Annotated in this window: 20 protein-coding genes and 2 pseudogenes; 9 read left to right on the plus strand and 13 right to left on the minus strand. The window is 58.9% G+C overall.

What is annotated here, in order from left to right; all coding sequences use genetic code 11:
- Positions 1–365: 365 nt before the first annotated feature.
- The 4 genes from NKH78_RS24190 to NKH78_RS24205 form a co-directional block, all read right to left on the minus strand.
- Complete coding sequence (locus tag NKH78_RS24190; protein WP_352830472.1) at positions 366–653, minus strand: hypothetical protein; 288 nt, start codon at positions 651–653, stop codon at positions 366–368.
- Positions 654–1,209: 556 nt separating this feature from the next.
- Positions 1,210–1,953, minus strand: coding sequence for a 2OG-Fe dioxygenase family protein (locus tag NKH78_RS24195; RefSeq protein ID WP_352884464.1), 744 nt, complete (start codon positions 1,951–1,953; stop codon positions 1,210–1,212).
- Positions 1,950–3,191: an argininosuccinate synthase-related protein gene (locus NKH78_RS24200; RefSeq protein WP_352884466.1), complete on the minus strand. Its 1,242-nt coding sequence runs from the start codon at positions 3,189–3,191 to the stop codon at positions 1,950–1,952. The genes NKH78_RS24195 and NKH78_RS24200 overlap by 4 nt, the downstream gene beginning before the upstream one ends.
- 3 nt (positions 3,192–3,194) lie before the next feature.
- Positions 3,195–4,106, minus strand: coding sequence for a DMT family transporter (locus tag NKH78_RS24205; protein ID WP_352509681.1), 912 nt, complete (start codon positions 4,104–4,106; stop codon positions 3,195–3,197).
- A gap of 917 nt (positions 4,107–5,023) precedes the next feature.
- Between NKH78_RS24205 and NKH78_RS24215 the strand changes: the two are divergent.
- The 5 genes and pseudogenes from NKH78_RS24215 to NKH78_RS24235 form a co-directional block, all read left to right on the plus strand.
- Positions 5,024–5,176, plus strand: a pseudogene (locus NKH78_RS24215) (IS110 family transposase); the annotation flags it as partial.
- A gap of 701 nt (positions 5,177–5,877) precedes the next feature.
- A complete protein-coding gene (locus NKH78_RS24220; protein WP_352509682.1) occupies positions 5,878–6,180 on the plus strand; it encodes a DUF982 domain-containing protein in 303 nt (100 codons plus the stop codon).
- A 284-nt stretch (positions 6,181–6,464) separates the two neighbouring features.
- A complete protein-coding gene (locus NKH78_RS24225; RefSeq protein ID WP_352785962.1) occupies positions 6,465–6,683 on the plus strand; it encodes a DUF982 domain-containing protein in 219 nt (72 codons plus the stop codon).
- 401 nt (positions 6,684–7,084) lie between these two features.
- Entirely contained in the window at positions 7,085–7,321 is a 237-nt protein-coding gene (locus NKH78_RS24230) for a DUF2442 domain-containing protein (protein WP_352774745.1), read from the plus strand.
- A gap of 104 nt (positions 7,322–7,425) precedes the next feature.
- Positions 7,426–8,067: a hypothetical protein gene (locus NKH78_RS24235; RefSeq protein WP_352509686.1), complete on the plus strand. Its 642-nt coding sequence runs from the start codon at positions 7,426–7,428 to the stop codon at positions 8,065–8,067.
- A 1,012-nt stretch (positions 8,068–9,079) separates the two neighbouring features.
- Here NKH78_RS24235 and NKH78_RS24240 read toward each other — a convergent pair.
- Complete coding sequence (locus NKH78_RS24240) at positions 9,080–9,370, minus strand: hypothetical protein (protein ID WP_352707951.1); 291 nt, start codon at positions 9,368–9,370, stop codon at positions 9,080–9,082.
- 243 nt (positions 9,371–9,613) lie between these two features.
- Between NKH78_RS24240 and NKH78_RS24245 the strand changes: the two genes are divergently transcribed.
- Genes NKH78_RS24245 through NKH78_RS24255 form a run of 3 tightly spaced genes read left to right on the plus strand, consistent with a single transcriptional unit; the run spans position 9,614 to position 11,192 of the window.
- Positions 9,614–9,967 (plus strand): hypothetical protein, encoded by a 354-nt coding sequence (locus NKH78_RS24245; protein ID WP_352884468.1) that lies wholly within the window; start codon positions 9,614–9,616, stop codon positions 9,965–9,967.
- The gene (locus NKH78_RS24250) at positions 9,928–10,326 is read left to right on the plus strand and encodes a hypothetical protein (RefSeq protein WP_352884469.1); all 399 of its coding nucleotides are present in this window, start codon (positions 9,928–9,930) and stop codon (positions 10,324–10,326) included. The genes NKH78_RS24245 and NKH78_RS24250 overlap by 40 nt, the downstream gene beginning before the upstream one ends.
- The gene (locus NKH78_RS24255) at positions 10,323–11,192 is read left to right on the plus strand and encodes an SGNH/GDSL hydrolase family protein (RefSeq protein ID WP_352884470.1); all 870 of its coding nucleotides are present in this window, start codon (positions 10,323–10,325) and stop codon (positions 11,190–11,192) included. The genes NKH78_RS24250 and NKH78_RS24255 overlap by 4 nt, the downstream gene beginning before the upstream one ends.
- A gap of 97 nt (positions 11,193–11,289) precedes the next feature.
- On the opposite strand, the gene NKH78_RS24260 is transcribed toward NKH78_RS24255, so the two are convergent.
- Together NKH78_RS24260 and NKH78_RS24265 are read right to left on the minus strand one after the other, a co-directional pair.
- Complete coding sequence (locus NKH78_RS24260) at positions 11,290–11,478, minus strand: hypothetical protein (RefSeq protein ID WP_023722438.1); 189 nt, start codon at positions 11,476–11,478, stop codon at positions 11,290–11,292.
- Between the two features lie 179 nt (positions 11,479–11,657).
- Positions 11,658–11,939 carry a hypothetical protein gene (locus NKH78_RS24265; protein WP_023722439.1) on the minus strand — a complete coding sequence of 94 codons (282 nt, stop codon included), beginning with the start codon at positions 11,937–11,939 and terminating at the stop codon, positions 11,658–11,660.
- Between the two features lie 312 nt (positions 11,940–12,251).
- Here NKH78_RS24265 and NKH78_RS24270 point away from each other — a divergent pair, with 312 nt between their 5' ends.
- Positions 12,252–12,530 carry a hypothetical protein gene (locus NKH78_RS24270; RefSeq protein ID WP_023722441.1) on the plus strand — a complete coding sequence of 93 codons (279 nt, stop codon included), beginning with the start codon at positions 12,252–12,254 and terminating at the stop codon, positions 12,528–12,530.
- On the opposite strand, the gene NKH78_RS24275 is transcribed toward NKH78_RS24270, so the two are convergent.
- From NKH78_RS24275 to NKH78_RS24300, 6 genes and pseudogenes are all read right to left on the minus strand, one after another.
- Positions 12,524–12,877 (minus strand): hypothetical protein, encoded by a 354-nt coding sequence (locus tag NKH78_RS24275; protein ID WP_352451783.1) that lies wholly within the window; start codon positions 12,875–12,877, stop codon positions 12,524–12,526. The genes NKH78_RS24270 and NKH78_RS24275 overlap by 7 nt on opposite strands.
- Positions 12,878–14,028: 1,151 nt before the next feature.
- Positions 14,029–14,175 (minus strand): annotated as a pseudogene (locus tag NKH78_RS24280) (IS5/IS1182 family transposase); the annotation flags it as partial.
- Positions 14,176–14,601: 426 nt separating this feature from the next.
- A complete protein-coding gene (locus NKH78_RS24285) occupies positions 14,602–15,627 on the minus strand; it encodes a transketolase family protein (RefSeq protein ID WP_502899832.1) in 1,026 nt (341 codons plus the stop codon).
- Positions 15,624–16,463 carry a transketolase gene (locus tag NKH78_RS24290; RefSeq protein WP_352884472.1) on the minus strand — a complete coding sequence of 280 codons (840 nt, stop codon included), beginning with the start codon at positions 16,461–16,463 and terminating at the stop codon, positions 15,624–15,626. The genes NKH78_RS24285 and NKH78_RS24290 overlap by 4 nt, the downstream gene beginning before the upstream one ends.
- 19 nt (positions 16,464–16,482) lie before the next feature.
- The gene (locus tag NKH78_RS24295) at positions 16,483–17,235 is read right to left on the minus strand and encodes an SDR family NAD(P)-dependent oxidoreductase (RefSeq protein WP_023722445.1); all 753 of its coding nucleotides are present in this window, start codon (positions 17,233–17,235) and stop codon (positions 16,483–16,485) included.
- A gap of 35 nt (positions 17,236–17,270) precedes the next feature.
- Complete coding sequence (locus NKH78_RS24300; protein WP_352884473.1) at positions 17,271–18,164, minus strand: amidohydrolase family protein; 894 nt, start codon at positions 18,162–18,164, stop codon at positions 17,271–17,273.
- Between the last annotated feature and the right edge of the window lie 17 nt (positions 18,165–18,181).

Here is an 18,181-nt window from a genome sequence, read left to right on the forward strand (position 1 = left end):
AGTAGGTAACGTCACCGGGCTGCTGATGCCGCCAGTTTCGAACATGTGCATCGCTGCGGCGCAGCACACGGCCTGCGCTGCCGGTCTGGCAAACACACCTCTCAGGTCTAGGTGTGCGCTGCACAGATCGCAATGCTGCTATGCACAATTAATGCTTCTCGGGAGCGTGGAAGGGAGTAGGTTGTCGGTATCAAGTTTCGTCCGGGTCACCTCCTCCCGACCTCGGCGATCAGGGACGGCATTTATTCCTCCCGAATGCTGTCGTCCAAATCAAGCCCGCCGCACCTCCTCCCGCGGCGGGCTTTTTCGTTGTGCGAGCGGCGGCTTCTTCCAGCCCGATGAAGGAAACGAACGCGGAGGGTCCGTCAATCGGGGCGGTTGAACCGTTCGATGGTGATGGTACGCGCGACATCCACCGTAATCTCCAGCACTTCGTTCCATGCCTCCTCGCCACCGAGCTCCGAAAGGGCGAGATGAAAGAGCCTGTGCTGGAGATCGAGGCTCATCAGGCCAGGGGCGGTGTTGAAGGCGACCAGCCCGTCATCGACCCTCGCTTCGAACAGCAACTTAAGTTTCTTGTAGTTCTCTAGCAAACGAGTGTCGCGCAAAACGCGGGTCTCGTCTTTCTCCAGAAGCTTGTAAGCAATTTCCAAGCAAAGAACGTACTCCCAGAAGGCAGCAACGACTTACCCGGCAGCGTCTGGATGCCCGCTGTGCTCTTTCAGAGCGGCTCGCGATGCCGGCCATGTCGGCCGATCCTGCCTAGGATGGGGGGCCACTCTCGTCGGCCGAGTTGATGCTCCAGCCAGTATCGCCTTGCCGACCAGCATGGGTTCGCCGTTAGCAATCCATCCTCGCGAGCCAATGCTATCGTGCACGTGTCGCAGCACTCCGGGCGGCTATATCGCCTAAGACAGCATGACGAAGCGTTCCAACTTCCTGTTCGGCGAGCCCGTGTGCAGTTCCTGACTCGGACAGTGGACGAGAATTCTCATGGCGGTGATGCGCCAGAAGGCATTCGCGTCCAACGGAATCAAGCCTCGACTATCAGTCCCAAACTACACATCACAAGAGCGATCTTCCACCCATTTGCAGATTATCCGACTGATCAGGCGGCGTCCGATATGTCCGACTCTGCCTCAAGAATTCCCACAGGTATGGACAGCGATCTCGCTATTGGTCGCAACGTGCTTAGGTTCAAGACTTGATTCATAGTTTCTCGAAGGCGATGACAAGGACGTCACGATATGCGAACGGCATTTTCGGATTTTCGGTCACGATCGGTGATACATCATGAAACGTCTTGCGATCGTTGCAAATCACAAAATCAGTTGGAAGGTTCATTTCGACATCGCCGAGGAACCGCTTTGAGGCATCAGTAATCGTGCTCATACCGCCGGTCACGTTAACCCGCCCGATCATGTAAGAAACGATGAAATCCACCCCGTCCTGATGAAGGCCCTCGGGTGCTGGTTTGCCGTTTACACCGTCGCGTGCAACAATCCGGTAGGGATGCAGCTTAATATCCCAACGATCATGTCCAGCGGTTTGACATAGAATTCTGCAGAAACCTGTCAGAATCTTGTTTAAGACAGGATGATCTATAAACGATTGTTCAAAGGGCTCGAAGTAGCGCTTGAAGCCGCCATTCAAGTGGTTGATGGCTTTCGATTGCTCGTAAGGGGCATGGGGCAGGAGCCGAAAAATTCCGTCAACTGCGTCATATTCAAACGCACCATAGCGCCGGTAGCGATAGGTCCCGCCGTCACGCATGTATTCATCGAGAAGCAATCGATTCCAGTGGTTAGCAAAGTTCTTCCAGTCAGCATCAATTTCGATGCCGAAGCCGGCTTCGGTGCGCTTACCTCTGGAAAACCACCATCCATTCGTGACCAGATGATCAGTGCATTCTTGACTGAGGCTGCATAGCGCCTGGGGTGCGACCTTTTTCATGGGTGTCTCCCGTCTTGGTAATTTGGCGAGGGGGAAGTTTTAAAGGACGCTTGGTGGCTCGCGGCTTGGTGTTCCCAAAGGTGGCGGTCCGTAATGTATTTCGGCGTGCTGGCTATGATGGACCGAGGTAAAAAGCGCGTATTATCGACTATGTAGCTGACGCTCCCGCTGACGCCCTCGAGCGCGGACGCTATGGCCCGTTCGCACATCTTGTGAATAGTACTGCCCCATTCACCTGAAACCGCCTCCTGGGACCAGGCTTGCTCAAGCCCTTCCTTCAACACGATTGATCCGACGCAAAGGGAAGCGGTTTCGAGGTGCCGCAGCGCGTCCATGATGATGGCCGCTGCGGGGGCCTCGCGGACTTCGAGAACCTTTTCACCGGTTGAGATGTGTTCGAGCCCGACAAAGCGGCCGTGTCCGAATTTGCCAACTGTTTTATTCAGGAGCGGGATTGTGTCGATCAGTGCAACATCACGGTCATCAATTGACACGAGATTTCCGTCGATAAACCCGAGTTTGATCTCTACCGGCTGCTCTGCGGCAGTGTTGCGCGTCCAATCAAATGCCTCTTCCGGGATAGAAAAGTTCTCGGGATCATCCAAAGGTCCAGACTCGAATTCCCGGCACCAGACGTTTTCGTCTCCGCTCCAGGTGCGGTCCGTCACAAAAGTCAGTCCGAACTTAGAGAGGGCGGCGGCCTTCTGCTGCCGGGAAATCACCGAGCATTCATACGGACTGCCGAAGTTGCCGGAAAATCCCGAGCGCTTGATGCTATTGTTAAGGCGCGGAAGCCTATTCTGCGAAAGACTTGCTGTATGAAGAAGCAGCCGTGAGCCGATTGATGTTGCATGATCAACAATCAACGAGGCGATTACGGGACGGCTCAAGGAACTGCTTAACGGATAGTTACCAAGGTACTTGGCGTGGGCCCGAATGGCGGGTTTCACGCCTTGTTCGACAAAAGCTTCCCGCCCTTCGAGACAGACAAAGCGCGCGCCGAACCTGGCTGCCGTCTGTTCCAGCAAAGGCTTATCGATGGAAGTTCCGACATCCACCGCGACAGCTTCAATATTCGAAAAGCCAAGGCTTTGCAGCTTGTAGAGAAGGTAGGTGCTGTCGAGACCGCCGCTGAACATGGTTGCAACTGGTGCGTTTCGGTCCGGAAAAGCCTCCAGATCTTCGAAACTCAAAATGCCGCCGGTAGATGGTTTGATCGAAGTTGAGACGGGGTTCATTTGTCAGGTCCTGCTCTCAAAAAAGATGCCGGAAAAGGTTCCGGCGAGGATGAGGCCGGCACCTATCAAGCCCGTTGCGGTCAAAGATTCTGTCAGGAGAAGGTGCGCGAGGACGAAACCAAAAAAGGGTTCTGTTCCCATCAGCAAGCCAACCCGTGTCGGCGTGGATTTTCTGACCGCGGCGTTTTGAATGTAGAATGCAGCGATCGTGCAGAAGAGTGAAAGGAAGGCGACGGCGCCCCAAAACTGAAGGGGGGCCTTCACAATAAGGCCGTAGATTCCGAATTGACCCACGGCTAAAACGAAAGTGAGTGTTGCCACCGCCGATCCCTGGATGGCCGTCAGTGCCGCAGACGAAATCTGCCGGCCGGCCAGAAGGCGTTTGGTGGAAACGACCATAATTGCTCGCAGAATCGCAGCCCCCAGCACAAGCGCGTCACCCGGACTGAACTTGCCGATCCCGCCAGTGAGAAGGCCGACACCGATGCAGGATATGGCGGCACTTGCCAATATGCCCGGAGGTGGAAGTCGCCCCGATAGCCCATAGTCAATGATCGGCGTGAAAATTACACAAAGCGAAATGATCAAGGCCGTATTCATTGCGCTTGTTGATGCAACACCGTAAGTTTCAGCAATAAAAATTGAAAAAAGTATTGTCCCCAATACGAGGCCACGGATGCAATCGCCCCAAGAGATCGACGCGATCTCATGTCTTGCCACCACTGCCATAAAGATCGTGGTAATCAGGAAACGATAAAGAATGAGGATCAAAACCGGCGCATAGAATAGTGCGCTTTTCGCGACCGGATAGCTCGCGCCCCAAACGAATGCGGCACCCAGTACGGCCAGGTCGGCCGAGAAGGATGAGGTCAGTGACCTCCTCGCAGGTATTGAAGCACGTTCGAAAACGTCCACGTTCAAGTATCCTTTGTGCTAGCCACCCATCCTACTGTGCAGAACGAGTCAAAACAGATTAGGCCGTCCCTATAACGTTGGTATCGCGGAACTGTCCGGCCTTCCGCGAGGCGCTCATCGATGTCCCACCACTGGACTTCATTAAGCGGCGGGACGATCGAGCGGCTTTTTGTCCAGTCGTGGCCCGCGTCGCGAGATTTTGGCGTCCCCACATGCAGTAGGGGGAGTGTTTGGTTACAAGCTCGGCCCATTCCGATTGCAACCGGAGGGCGGATTCGCATGCACAGATCTTGCTGTAGCGACTGCCTGAGGCTGTTCATGGAGGAACTCCTGCAGGTTCGTGCCGTAGGTATTTGTGATTCAGCAAAGCAAATGCCGTGCCAATCCAGAAAACCATTTTTAGACAACACGATCGTTTTGATAGTGCAGTGTTTCATACCCAACATTGTCAGAAGGCCGACAATGAGTCCGACTGCCGGGCATGCAACCGAACGCTGTGATCCTGTTATCCTGACAGGTTTCCCGCTGCAGCCCGGCTTGGCAATTCATCAGGGCCTGTCGCAAATGAAAAGTCGAAGGGCGAGGCGGCTTCCGGCTCGCAGAGCGGCCCGAACGACCTCGGCGCGGTCTCTAAGCCTCGCCCCGATGCAGCTTGGCCTACATACCGACGATCTCGTTGACTACGCCGCGCGCAAGGAAACGCGGTACGAGCACCTTGCCGTAGTTGCGGACGCTGTACAGCTTCGTACTTTCTCCGGGCGGTGCGCGCGAACTGAAGGAATGGCTGTTTCGGGAAGCCGACTTGGCAGTGTCGAACGAGGATATTGCCCGTCGCTTCGTGGCCGACTGCCGTCGCACCCGCACGGGTCGGGAGTTCCCCGCCTGGCTCGGGCCGACACCTTCGCAAAACTCGAGGGGCGGCAGCGGATCCTCGGCTTGTCGCGTTGCTCGCCAGGAAACCCGTGCGCTTGGCGAGTGTGGCCATGGCGAACAAGATGGCCCGTGTGGTCTGGGCGATCATGGTACGCGCGAGACCTCAAGCTCGTCATGCCGCGAACCTTGCGGTGTAAGGTTGCGAAGAAGATAAATTTTAGGACAGAGAACAGGCGGGCCGATCGATCGGCTACCAGTAGGTTGTGAGAGCGACGCGATGTGATGGCGAGACTGGTCAGGCCGGGAACAGGGACAACCCGTCGAATGTCCGAGCACCATAGCCTGATAGGCAGATTGAGATCCAGTTCGCCGGTCCCATCAGGGCCAGCAGTCTCGGATGGCTGCATCAACAGGCCGGACAGAAGACTGCACCCGCCCAACGCGCCGTAACGTCCAATTACCTCTTGCATCGCGGGAGCCATCCACAGAGGACGTTTCTCGGAGAAGGCGACGGCGCTGCATGCGGAGTACCACCGACCGGCGGTCTGCCGACCGCCCGCGCTCGTGTCGGTAATGTCGAGGCTTCCTTCAGCGAATAGCGACCAACAGGAGAACTTTGACCGATCGCGGGTGCGAAGCCGCATTGGCATGTGAGCGCCCAAATAGACTGCCAAGCCACGCTCGAGTCAGCGTGCAAATTTTTGCCCAATGGCCCGAGGTGATGGGCTGCCAAACCGTGACTCTCAAGCTCCCCTCCGAAGACTGCACCAGAGGACTACGACCCGCTGCCTTCCTCTTAAACCGTCATCGCTCTGACAACACATTCTGCAATGCTCGGCGGATGTCGATGAGGCGGCTCATCACGCAAAGTAGGTATTCAGCAGGTCGGGAGGAACGAATGAACCCTGATGCTTTCCGCAGCCCAGTTTTCGTTAAGCGTGCAACGTACATCGTGCAAGAGATTGCCAGCCTGGCCGACGCCATCGATTTCCTCAACGAGTGGCCAGGAAACCGCAGAGACTTGATCCACGAAGCCGCCCTCAAGGCCTGCTATGATGCATACGACGAGCGAATACCTGTAAGCGCAGCGCGCAATGCCTTTTTCGGCTTTGCGAAACGGGCCGCTATATTGGAAGATGCAACCTCCGCGATGCAGTGGCTCGCTGCCTGCAAGTCGGGCAGTGGAAAAGTGAAAGTGTAGGCATACGCGAAATGTGCGAGGCTGGCGCGGGTAGCACCAAGGAGGGCACTGTGTCGAGATTTCACAGTTCGCCGAAAGCAAAAGCTTCTCAAAATCAACAGCAAAACGGCAGATCTCGCGCAACCCCCATCATAACCAGACCCACTGCACTCGGTCGCTAGGCTAGTGCCAAGTCCAGCGACGAAGATGCAGCGGAACCATTCGGCTGGCAAAGAAGTGCGACCGAGGCCTGTTGCCGTAGAGGAGGCGGAGAGATGATCGGCTTGAGCAGATTTGAGCGGCCAATGGTTGTTAAGGTTAGCCGTCACAGATCGGAGCGTATCGTGTTCGACGTCAATGACGCGGCCGCTATCTTGCTCCGTGATCTTAGTCGTCGGACCGAGAAACGGAAGATACCGATGGACGCCTGTCGGCAAGTATTGCGTGGCGAGGCTCATCCACCAGCTGCACGAAGAGCTTTCGTCGCAGCCGCGCTCGAAGCAAAAATCCTGCGCAGTGACTAAAAAATGAAGCCGCGCGATATCGGTTGGCTATGCCCAGGTTCGAGCACGCCGTTCGGCTTCAGCGTCGAGCAGCCGTTTGCCGCGAAGAGCGGCACGGCGATATATTGATGGAAAGGAGAAGGGAGTTCGCGCGGCTTGTGCCCCGGAGCGGGTGTCCACACAGACGGCGCAGCAACTGGCTTCGCAGGATCGGCCTCGGATGATAGGCAGGCCGCTGGCCGCTTCCAGCACGACCCGGCAAAGCCGACGGCGCCGAGGTCGAGTTCTCGATGAAGACTTCGATGAGTCGGACCGGATTGTCCTGCATCACCTAAACGTCTAGGCACTCGGGAAAGAGCGTCGCTTGCCGGCGATCCTCGCCCTCGACAAACCGATTCATCCCATGTCGGCTCTTCTGAGCCTTGTCCACCGAGAGCGGGATTAGCCCGACCGGCCTTGGCCTGCACTGGCCGCAGCTCGATGCCGATGTGGATGTGCCGGCGCTGCTGCAAGGTGTGTTCGGCTCCAAGCGTTGCCAACGTGCCAAGAGAATCGCGGGCTCCCGCTGTTGGCCGGCCTCGTGCCAAAGTTCCTCGATGACATGGGCATGGTCGCAACCAATGCCTCCGCTCGCGCGCGAACACATCCGTGAAAGTTGATGCAATCAGTCAACAAACGTGATAGCGGCGTCCCCGCCTGCACTGATGGGTGCAATAAGCCTTTCAGATTGACGGAGATCAGGGGAATGGGGTTAACCCGACGCTTGGACGAACACGGCGATCGTCCGGCGCTGATCTTTCCCGGCCGCACGCCGATCACCTACCGCGATCTTGCGCTACGTGTCACAGCGGTGGCAGCCGAGTTCGGACCGGAGAAAAAGCTGGTCGCGGTAGCAGCCGAGCCGACGGAACACGCGGTCATCTCCTATCTGGCAGCCATGCACGGCAGGCACGCCGTCGCATTGATCCCGCCCTGCAACGCATCCGCTCTGGACGACTTCGTCGCCGACTATTCGCCCGAAATCATCTGCAGACGCGTAGACGCCCGCTGGCGCTGCCGCGCGGAAGCCGGGAAGTCCTGCATCCCGATCTCGCGGTGCTGCTCGGTACCTCCGGCAGCACCGGCAAGAGCCGGTATGAACAGTTTGCGCGCGGATCTTTCGACAAGTCATTGCTCCACGAGCCGAAACGCTTGTGGAAAAGAAGCGCGGCGCTCGGGAGGACGAATGAAGCGATATTACAAGGTCGTTCGTCCTATTGGCCATCTTGGGCTGGCTGACGTGGCGGCTCTGTGGTCGCATGACAGCAGCCGGCCACTTGGGTGTGTTGGCCGCCGCGACAGCAAATATCGCAGCGGCCGGTCCACCCGCCGAGCAAGTCATATTCTTCCACCATGTAGCTCTTGATCTTCAGCCAACTGCCGTGCCGCCAACCGGCTTCCATGGATGCAGGTCAATTCACGATTTGCTGAAACGCGCTGTTTCCGCCCGGGTGGAGCTAGCCTGTCAGTTTAGTGAAGTCGTGGCGCCGCGCGCGAACATGTGCCAGCAAATTCGTTTCGTTTACGACCCCTGATTGAAAGAGATTCAGCGTGGTCGAGGCCAGAATCTGACCGTCTATCGAAGTGCTGTACCATTTAGCGTGGGCGGCTATCTGGTCGACAACCCGCTGGCAAATCGCCCGATCTTTAGGTCTAAGGAACTGACTTTTCGGCGCTCGTAGCATCTCGATGCCTTTAAAGGGGAGTCACTTGTCTCCCAAGCGACACCCATGCGTGGGTCTCCCGAGAATGGATACTAAATGCATCCAGGCCATTCGTTTGAGTGGTACGATGCGGGGCGTTGGCATCGGTGACGTGGTTGCGATCACGGCCGCGGTACGGAGGCGGTCACCGACGAGCGTATCAGTGATACAACGCACTTCCTTAGCGGGCGGCCCAGCAGCTTGGGTTAGGGGGCGGCCGCTGGGCCTGACCAGCGAGCGTTCGGGAATGCTCGACTGGCTGGTTGGTATTTTAGATAAATCTAATATAATCGAACCATGCGAACGAAGTACGCGGCGGTAAGAAAGTGGCTGGCGTCCGATTCACTTAGCGGCGCTTTTGCCTTGGGTTCTGGCGAGCTTTCGGACGGGTTTGCAGCCAATTTTGCAGATCGCCGATCTGTTACCCACAGGGACTTTTTCCTCGTCAACAAATCGTCACGATCGCCCTCAGCGGTCGCTCGGCTATGCATCGCAGCTATGGCGTAGTCGGCTCTGTTGGTTCGATAGTCTTCTTTTTGGACAGTCATCGTTTGCTCCCAGTTTCATAGCCCCTCTTTTGCCCTGGCGGGGAGATTAACTGCCGGTGCATTACGCGAGTCAATCGATGAAACGACCACTCCGCAGTCGCGAGGGCGGGGAGCAACCCGACAATTTTTAACGTTGGAACGGCTTACAGACTGCAACACAGCCGCCCTTTCGTCGGGCTGCGTTGATCGCGTTCATGTTGCCCTTCAGCTCGCCGGTCTTGGCTTCACGTACCTTGATGTCGTGTTGTCGCATCATGCTGCCAACCGGCAAGCCAAGCCAAAACACGCCGTCCACGTCACGGCGGGCGGTTCTGTCTTGTACGGCCATTATCGGCGCGAGGTCGGAACTCGTTCGGTAAAGTTCGGCTTCCAACTGGCTGCAGGACTTGCCCGCGTATACGCTGGACGAAACCAGCATGGGCTTGATGTCGGCTGGGCGAGTAGCGCAGCCCGACAAAACGCTGATGGCTACAAACGCACGTAACTTGATTCATGCTTCCCCCCAAAATGCCCGCGGCGAGCAGGCGCTGAGGGCAGGACGAAGTCTATGTGCTTGACGGCATGCGGAATATATTCCTATTCTGCGGGATGCCGCACCCTCGCCGACACGAAGCCGTTTCCGAATATCACCTCGCCAAAATTGAACGACAGGCGTGGCGCCTTGTCTCTGTCGGTCGGGGCGACGCTTTTGGACCTCAAAGTGTCCGCTGCCGACCTCGGCCTGCGGGTTGGTGAACCCGTTGAAATCATCGTTGATCTGATCGCCGCACAAAGCCTTCAGATCATCGGCAGCATCGCGGTGTCATCCGGGGTGGCGCACAACGAGAGCAACACGGTCAACCCGGCAGTGGCGGGCGGGCTGGGCTACATGAGCGTTGGGCTGACCGTCATGCCGACCCAGAACGATGTCACGTTTGGCACGAGCCTGCTGGTTCGGCTCAACATCGCTGCCGGCGTCGGTGCGAATGCCTGTTCGTGCTCGGCTGGGCTGTCCAGAAGGCCAAGTCACGCCTGACCTACATCGGCGGGGCTCTCCAATCTGCGGCCATGGTGGCGGAGGATGCGCACCCGAAGCTTAACATCGACCCGTTCTTCCGCATTGCGGCCAGCGGCGTCACCAACGACTATGCTGGCAACCCCCTGATCGGAGCATCGGCTGGCGGGTTTCCTCCTGTTCTGGTCAACGCGCCGGCAGGCTCGCCCTTCGGCACCAGGCCATCAAGCTGCCGGCCGGCCACGCTGCACGACATCGAGACGCCCGTAGCCAAAGCAGGGTTGACGGTGGGAGAAACTGTCTGGTGTATCTTCGCCTTCATGGCGGGGAGTGCCCAGTCCATCCAGTTCATCCACTACATTCGGTGTCGTCCAGGGTGACCCAGACCGTTCAGATAACCAAAACGGTCAATGGCCTGACGTATATTTCGCTGCCCATCGTGGTCACCCAGAACGACGTTACCTACGGCCTTAATCACCAGCTCCGCATCCTTCCGACAGGGGCCTTGGCCGCGGATGCCTACCTTCCCGGCTGGGCCATCCAGAAGGCACCGGGCCGGCTGATCGATAACCATGGCCGGTTTGACAAACTGGCCAAGGACGTTGCCTCCGTGCCGGCCTCGCAGTTCGCCGGCAAGATCGGTGCGCACTTCGGCGATAGCATCATCGAAAGTGTCATCTGGCCGGGCATCACGCCGACCGCCAAGATTGCCCAGCGCACCGGCATGACGATCACCAACTGCGGCGGCGGCGGTACCCGCATGGCCAACCATGCTGCGAACTATGACAAGTTCTCGTTTTACCGGCTGGCCGATGCCATTGCCTCCGGTGATTTTTCCCAACAGATAGCCGCAGCAACGGTCATCGGAGGCACCTTTCCAGCGATTGCAGCGCGCATCGCATCGGTGGATTACAGCCTGCTGGATTACCTGATCCCCTCGTTCGGCACCAACGACTTCACCGGCGCCGGCCCGACGTGCCCCATCGGCACCAATGCGGACATAACCGGGGCGACCTTCAAGGGAGCCATCAACTACGGCATCCAGACGATCATGACCGCCCGGCCGAACCTGAAGCTCATCTTCACGACGCCGATATGGCGGACGCTGGACGGCACTGCGGGAGGAGCCGGAAGCCAGCTGATCGACTACGCCAACGCCATGCTTGAGGTCTGCGCCCTAAACAGGGTGCCAGTGGTCGATCTGTACCGCCGCTTCATCATCAACCAGTTCAACTACGTTCATTAGATGGGTCCTGGAGACGGAACTCACCCCAACAATCTTGGACAGGACCTGATCGGCGGCATGATGGCGGCGGGGCTGTTCGACAACTTCTAAGTTGCGCCTAGACAATCTCGGCGCGGACGAAATGCCATGACGCCGTGTTAATGATCGTGTCCGGGGTGTAGGGATTGGTGAGTTTCACTAGCGTCCCATCAACTTCCGCGACCGTCCAGACGCCAGTTTCGTCGCTCCAGTCGCCCGGAACGGCTACAATCATGGTGATGCGGTAATCTCTTCCGATTTCGAACATTCGGCCCTCCCCAGTTTTTGGTTCGGGGCAGAATGCGCGCGTGCTTGGGCCGGCGCAAGCGTCACCGACCTCGCAGGCGCGGATGGCGTCGACCAGCGCGACAACCGCGCCACGGGCCAGGTGGATGCCATCCTCGACGTGATCTCGAGCAACCTTTTCACGGCGATGGCAAATCTACCCTAGTGGAAGTCAATCTTTTTCGACGGCTGCGCGGTGTGGCTTTTGAGACTGATGAGCGCAGGCGTGTCGATCTTCGACGCTATCCGCCGGGCCAGTTCCCGCAATTCGAAAAAGCCGTCAATACTCATCAGGCTCAACGGTGTGCCTGACGAAGTATCCCACCGCAAAGGTACTTTGTCTTGCCTGTACGAAGATCCGTTCATCTCGCAAATGGCGTCGTAAATCGCCTGCGCGATCGACATTTCGGCCCGGATACGCTCTGCGTCTTTTTGGCTGTTCATAAGAATTTTTCCCAAACCACGGTCCCCCTTAGCCGCTTTAATTAGGTGTCGCTAGATCACGCGGATGTGACACGTCGGATAAAATCGATTGATATGGCCGAGGGAGCGCACGCGGTTTTCTTTGGTCTTCGCCGTGTTGAGCGCCATGCAAGACTCGTGCCGCGTCCATCTTGATCGCAGCGTTGAATGGGCACTATTCGCAATGTATATTGCGCCCATGAGCACTGCAGCTGACAACAATTTTTTGCTGCCGCCTCCGGCTCCAGCGTATCTGCCGGCGCGCGTCATCGGCGACCCGAAGAAGGCGGCGTAGTGGTCAGCCCGCTTCCGGATCCCGAGGTCGCAGACGAAGCGCCAAGCGAGCCCTACCTCACCCCATACGACAATAAACGCGTCGCCATGTATATGTGGCTGCTGGACGCCGCCTATGACGACGAGGATTGGCGCGTGGTTGCCAGGACTGTGCTGCATATCGATCCCGAGAAGGAACCGAAGCGGGCGCACCGAGCCTGGGAAACTCATCTCGCCCGCGCCCGGTGGATTCTCAAGGAAGGGTACAAGTTCCTGTTCCCGAGCCCCACGACTCACTGACGAGTCTGTCCGTTAGGGCCGAAATTGGGGCCGCAAGAAGATACCGACAAAAGGTTTAATGAAATCAAGGGCATCTGGCGGAGGGAGTGACCGTCCGGCTGTTTTTTCGCGCCGACGTCATGCCTTTTCTTCGCACCGGTTAAAGGTTTTGGTTCCCTGGACCAGGAAACATCGATGGGGCTCGCGGTCACCCAGGTGAAGCCACCGCATCCACCATGCGCATCAAGCGCACTGGTCAGTCGACGCGACAATACACGAGACCCGCCGCGCAGTGCCTCCAGTTCTTTGAGACTGGCACTGATGAAGGCAAGTGCCTCGCCGCGGTTGGGAACCGGTCCCTTCTTCATAGCACGAACCCTGCTGCCACGAATTGACCCCAACTTAATTAAACGCGCTCTCATGGGTGAAAGTGACTGTCAGCATTGGAGGCGCGGAAATTTCTCCCAATGCAGATGCTCAGGACGTCCTTCGCACTGCCGGACGGTGCCTTTTTGAAGCGAAACAACATGGACGAAATCGTGTTTCGTTCGTCTATGACGCCGCCATGTTGCGGGTCGTGACGCCCTAACCTACCGCTGGCCCAGCCCTGACGCTGGCAGAGTATCGCGAGAATGGGGCCTGCCTTCCAACCGATTGCGGATGCACCAACAACCCGGCCACGTTCGACGTTTCACAGCCTGGGGCCTATTTTTCAGGTAACCGGCAATTCGTTGGAGTCCGTTCTCCAAAGTGACGCAAAAAGGCCCGCCCCATTGTCTGGAGCAGGCCCTTTGACTTGCGCGGTACTCAGAACCTTGCCGCTTCGCGAAAGATAATAGCGAATGGTAAACATCGACTGAACGTCCGTGCAGCTTCGGTGGCCTTGGGTTAGGTGCGGCCTGTCCTTGTTGCTGGGCGAGATCGGGGCGGCTGATGCCGGCTCAGTGCGACGCGGATTCCGTGCAAACCCCAACAATGCTGCCCCCGCATCGATCACCGCAAGCAGATTGGCCAGCTAAATGTCATCAACTGCAGGGCAAATTCGTTGCTCGCCGGCCGACAAATGCTGGGAGGCACTGCATGCGCGCACTCGGGGACCTGCGGTGAGAGATTGGCGCCCGGCCGCGATTGATCAAAGTTGGGCCTACGGACCGAGTGTCACCGCTTGCGATCGTAACATTGCTGCGATCCGAATTTACTCTTTGGCTCGCGCCCAAGCTGGACGCTCAAGAATGCCGCGTCTTCGCCGATATCCTGACGCTTCAGCCCGGCGACCGGTGGCGCAGGGAAATCTCACGAACGCGAGCCGGATCGCGAGCCAGACCGAAGATGAGCTTTCCACCTCTGGATGATACCGGAGTCTGGGCCCGTTGGCGCAGGATGGAAGTCGATCCTGATGTACGATGATACACTTCCCGTGCGTCGAGATGGGCGGACTCGAAATGAGGCCGCAGTTCGTCAACGACACCGTTGTCGCTCGGGATTGCCTGCTCGAACAGCAGATGTCCGTAATCGGCCGTCAGGCTTCGAGCTCCTTCGGCTGACTTTTGAGGGCGGCGATGAGTAGCCCCAAAAGAGCCTTCCGCCACCGGAGCAGGAGCGAGAAGTTGTATCCGGCGGGGGCCAGGACGGCGTCGCCCTGCTGGCGGGCGAGGTAGTTGCGGCCAGCTTCTTTCGCTTCGCGCCACCAACCTTCGACCAAACCGGTGCCGTGACACCCGTTCCGAGAACAGGCGAGCCGCGCGCCGGTCCATATGCCGCGAAGGACAGACGAGCCAACATCCCGAAACTTGCTTACGTCGAACTCGCGGGAGACCGGCACCAGGGGGCCTGACACCAAGTCCTCGAATGCCCTCGATGTGTGTTCAAGATCCTAGGAAGTTCTCTCCTTACCACTGGAAGACAGCTCGTCCAGCCGCATCTGAACAGGAGGCCGGTGCTCAATCAGTGCCGCGCAGGATGTGCCCGATTGACAGGCATCAGGGAAGCCCAGGTCCTTAGTCCACAACGCTGTGACGAGCGCGACAACCGCGGCGGGGTTAGCCAGCTCACAGTTCAAGTCGACGGCTCAACTGTTGCATGGGGAGAGCTCTTACTTCTCGCTCCAAGTGCGGACGCGGCGCACGAGCTCGGAAGTTGAGATCCCGTAGCGATCGTGAAGCGTCGGCAGCGCGCCAGCGTCGAGGAACTCGTCCGGCAGGGCGATCTGCCGAAAGACTGGGGCCACTCCCTCCCGCATCAGCAGCGCGGCGACACCTTCGCCCAGCCCACCGATGATGGTGTGGTTCTCGGTCACTATCACTAGCCGTCCCGGACGGCGCGCCGCGGCAAGTATCGTCTGCGTGTCCAGAGGCTTGATCGTCGGAACGTGCAGAACGGCGCAGCCGATCCTGTCGGCTTCAAGCGCCTTCGCCGCCTCCAGCGCGCGCATGGTCATCAGGCCGCTTGAAATGAACAGCACATCCTCACCCTCGCGCAACAGGCGTGCCTTGCCGATTTGGAATGTGTAATCGTACTCGTCGAGCACGACAGGGACCTTGCCGCGCAAAAGCCGCATGTAGACCGGCCCGTTGTAGTCCGCGATCGCCTCCGTGGCCTGTTCGATGTCGAGCGCGTCGCAAGGGTCGATGATCGTCAGGTTCGGCATCCCGCGGAAGATCGCGATGTCCTCCGTCGCCTGGTGGCTGGGGCCGTAGCCGGTCGTCAGCCCCGGTAAGGCGCAGACGATCTTCACATTGAGTCTCTCCTCGGCGATCGCCATGCAGATGAAATCGTAGGCACGTCGCGATGCGAAGACGGCGTAGGTGGTGGCGAAGGGCGTAAAACCCTCCCGCGCCAAGCCGGCGGCGACGCTCATCAGCACCTGCTCCGCCATGCCCATCTGATAGAAGCGGTCCGGATGCTCCTGTGCGAAGACATGGAGATCGGTGTATTTCGCGAGGTCCGCCGTCAGGCCAACTATCCCGGGCCGCTGGTGCGCCAGTCTGGCCAGTGTGTGCCCGAACGGCGCATTGCGTGTCGGTACGCCATCGGGCGCGATCGACGCGATCATCGCCGATGTGGTCTTGCGCTCACCGGCATTGGCGGCGTGGCGCGGCGCGAACTTTGACAACCTCAACGCGGACGTCCCTTCTCCAAAGCTTCGAGCGCCAGCGCCCATTCATGCGGTTCGACGCGGATGAAATGCGTGATGTCGCGGGTTTCCAGGAACGGCACGCCCTTGCCCATGCGGGTATCGCAAACGATCACACGCGGACGAGGCTCCTTCAGCCCGCGCGCCAGGTCGAAGGCCACGCGGACCGCTTCGATGTCGTTGCCGTCGACGCGCTGCGCGTGCCAGCCGAACGCCTCGAACTTGTCTGTCACCGGCTCGGAGGAAAGCATGGCCGTCGATGGACCGTCGGCCTGCTGGTTGTTGAAGTCGACGATGGCAATGAGATTGTCGAGCTTGTGGTGGGCCGCCGACATCGCCGCTTCCCAGGTCGAACCCTCGCCGAGTTCGCCGTCGGACAGGAGGTTATAGACGAAACTGTCGCTCTGCTTGCGCCTCAGCCCCATGCACATACCGACAGCGATGCCAAGGCCGTGACCGAGCGAGCCGCCGGTGATCTCCATGCCGGGCGTGTATGGCGCCATGCCCGACATCGGCATACGGCTTTCATCGCTGCCATAGGTTTCGAGCTCTTCCTCCGGCAGCACGCCCGCTTCGATCAGAGCCGCGTAGAGCGCGATCGCATAGTGTCCGATCGACAGCAGGAAGCGGTCGCGTCCCTCCCACAACGTGTCCTCCGGCCGGTAGCGAAGCGCATGGAAATAGGCGACGGCAAGCACGTCGGCGACACCCAGCGCCTGTCCGACATAACCTTGGCCCTGGACTTGGCCCATTCGCACGGCATGTCGGCGGATACGATAGGCTCGTTCGGCCAGGCTGACATTGCTGCCAGCGCGAGGCATCTCAAGATCCGTTATCCTCTCAGCCATGGATCAGCATCCCACCGTTGACGTCGATCACGGCGCCGGTGATGTAGCTGGCCAGATCGGACGCCAAAAAGAGATAGGCGCCAGCGACGTCGCGCGCATCCCCCAGCCGGCTGAGCGGGATTCCCTTGATGATGTCGGCGCGCATGGCTTCGGTCAGTTTGCCGCCGGTGATGTCGGTCTGGATCAGGCCCGGTGTGACACAGTTGACGCGGATGCCTTCGGGACCGAATTCGCGCGCCATGGCCTTGGCAAGCCCCAGAACACCCGCCTTGGCAGCCGAATAGTGCGGGCCACCGAAGATGCCGCCGCCGCGCTGGGCCGAAACCGACGACATGCAGATGATCGAGCCACCGCCATTTTCGCGCATGTTCGGGATGAATGCCTGGCTGAGATAGAGCACGCCGCGTAGGTTGACATCGAGCATGCGGTCCCAGTCAGCCGGGCCGATATCCAGTGTCTTTGCGGGCTGCGTGATCCCGGCAATGTTGCACAGCACGTCGACCTTGCCGAAGGCTTCGGCCACTTCGGCAGCAGCCCTCTTGCACGCATCGAGGTCGGCGACGTTACAGGCGAGGCCAATGTGCTCGGGCCCAAGCGACTCGGCGGCGTCACGGGCCTGTTGCTCATCGAGGTCAAGAATAGCAATGCGCGCGCCTTGCTCCGCCATCAGCGTTGCCGTGGAGCGGCCTATCCCCCGAGGGCTCGCGGCCCCTGAAATCACCACGGCCTTGCCCTTCAGCAACATGTCGAACTCTCCTGCTATTTCTCTTTGCCGGTGATCTAAAGTCGGTAGAACCGGGCAGCGTTGTCATGGAACAGCGCGAGCCGCTCCTCGTGCGGGTAGGCGATCGTAGTTTCCTTGAAGGCGTTCAAAATGGCGTCGAAGCTCGAGAACAGCTTGTCGACGGGGAAGTTCGTCGCGAACATCGAGCGGCCGACGCCGAAGGCTGCGATCGCCTCCTCGACATAAGGACGAATCGAGGCCGTGGTCCAAGTCCAGTCGCCCATGCCGAGGCCCGAGATTTTGCAGGCGACGTTCGGCGCTTGCGCCAACTGGTGCATGCCTTTTTTCCAGGCGCCAAAATGCTCGGCGCCGTCGACCTGCATGCCGGTGTGATTGAGAATGATCTGGACGTCGGGAAAGTCGCGCGCGAGTTCGAGGAACTCGCCCATCTGGGGATAGTAGAGCTGCAGGTCGAAGCTCAGCCGTCGCTTCGCCAGCTCCCGGAAACCACGCCGCCATTCGGGTGTCCGGCTCACCTCCGGCCGCGCCAGATAGGTCTTGGTGGCGTCGGGATGGTAGTTCATCGACTGCCGAATGCCGCGGAAGTTCTGATGTTCCATGTGGCGGTCGAGGAGCTCGCCAACATCGGGTCTAGACAGGTCGGCATAGCCGACGATGCCGTGGGGAAACCCCCGCTTGTCGGCGATCTCCTGCAGCCAGCGCGTCTCCCCAACCGGATCGCTGGGATCGAACCCCACATCCAGGTGCACCGATTTTACGAGGTTCTGGTTCTTGCCGTCCTCAAGATAGTCCTCGAGAAGGTAACTTTTTCGGATCGCCTCGTAGTCACCGAAGGCTGACGGCTTAACCCCGTCGGTCAGCCACGGATAATAATTGGCCTCCAGATCCCACAAATGATGGTGCGGATCGATGAACGGCAGCTCGGCCACGGTCGGGATTCCTTGCT

Source organism: Mesorhizobium sp. M0910 (genome assembly GCF_040319465.1).
In the GTDB taxonomy this organism is placed as follows: domain Bacteria; phylum Pseudomonadota; class Alphaproteobacteria; order Rhizobiales; family Rhizobiaceae; genus Mesorhizobium.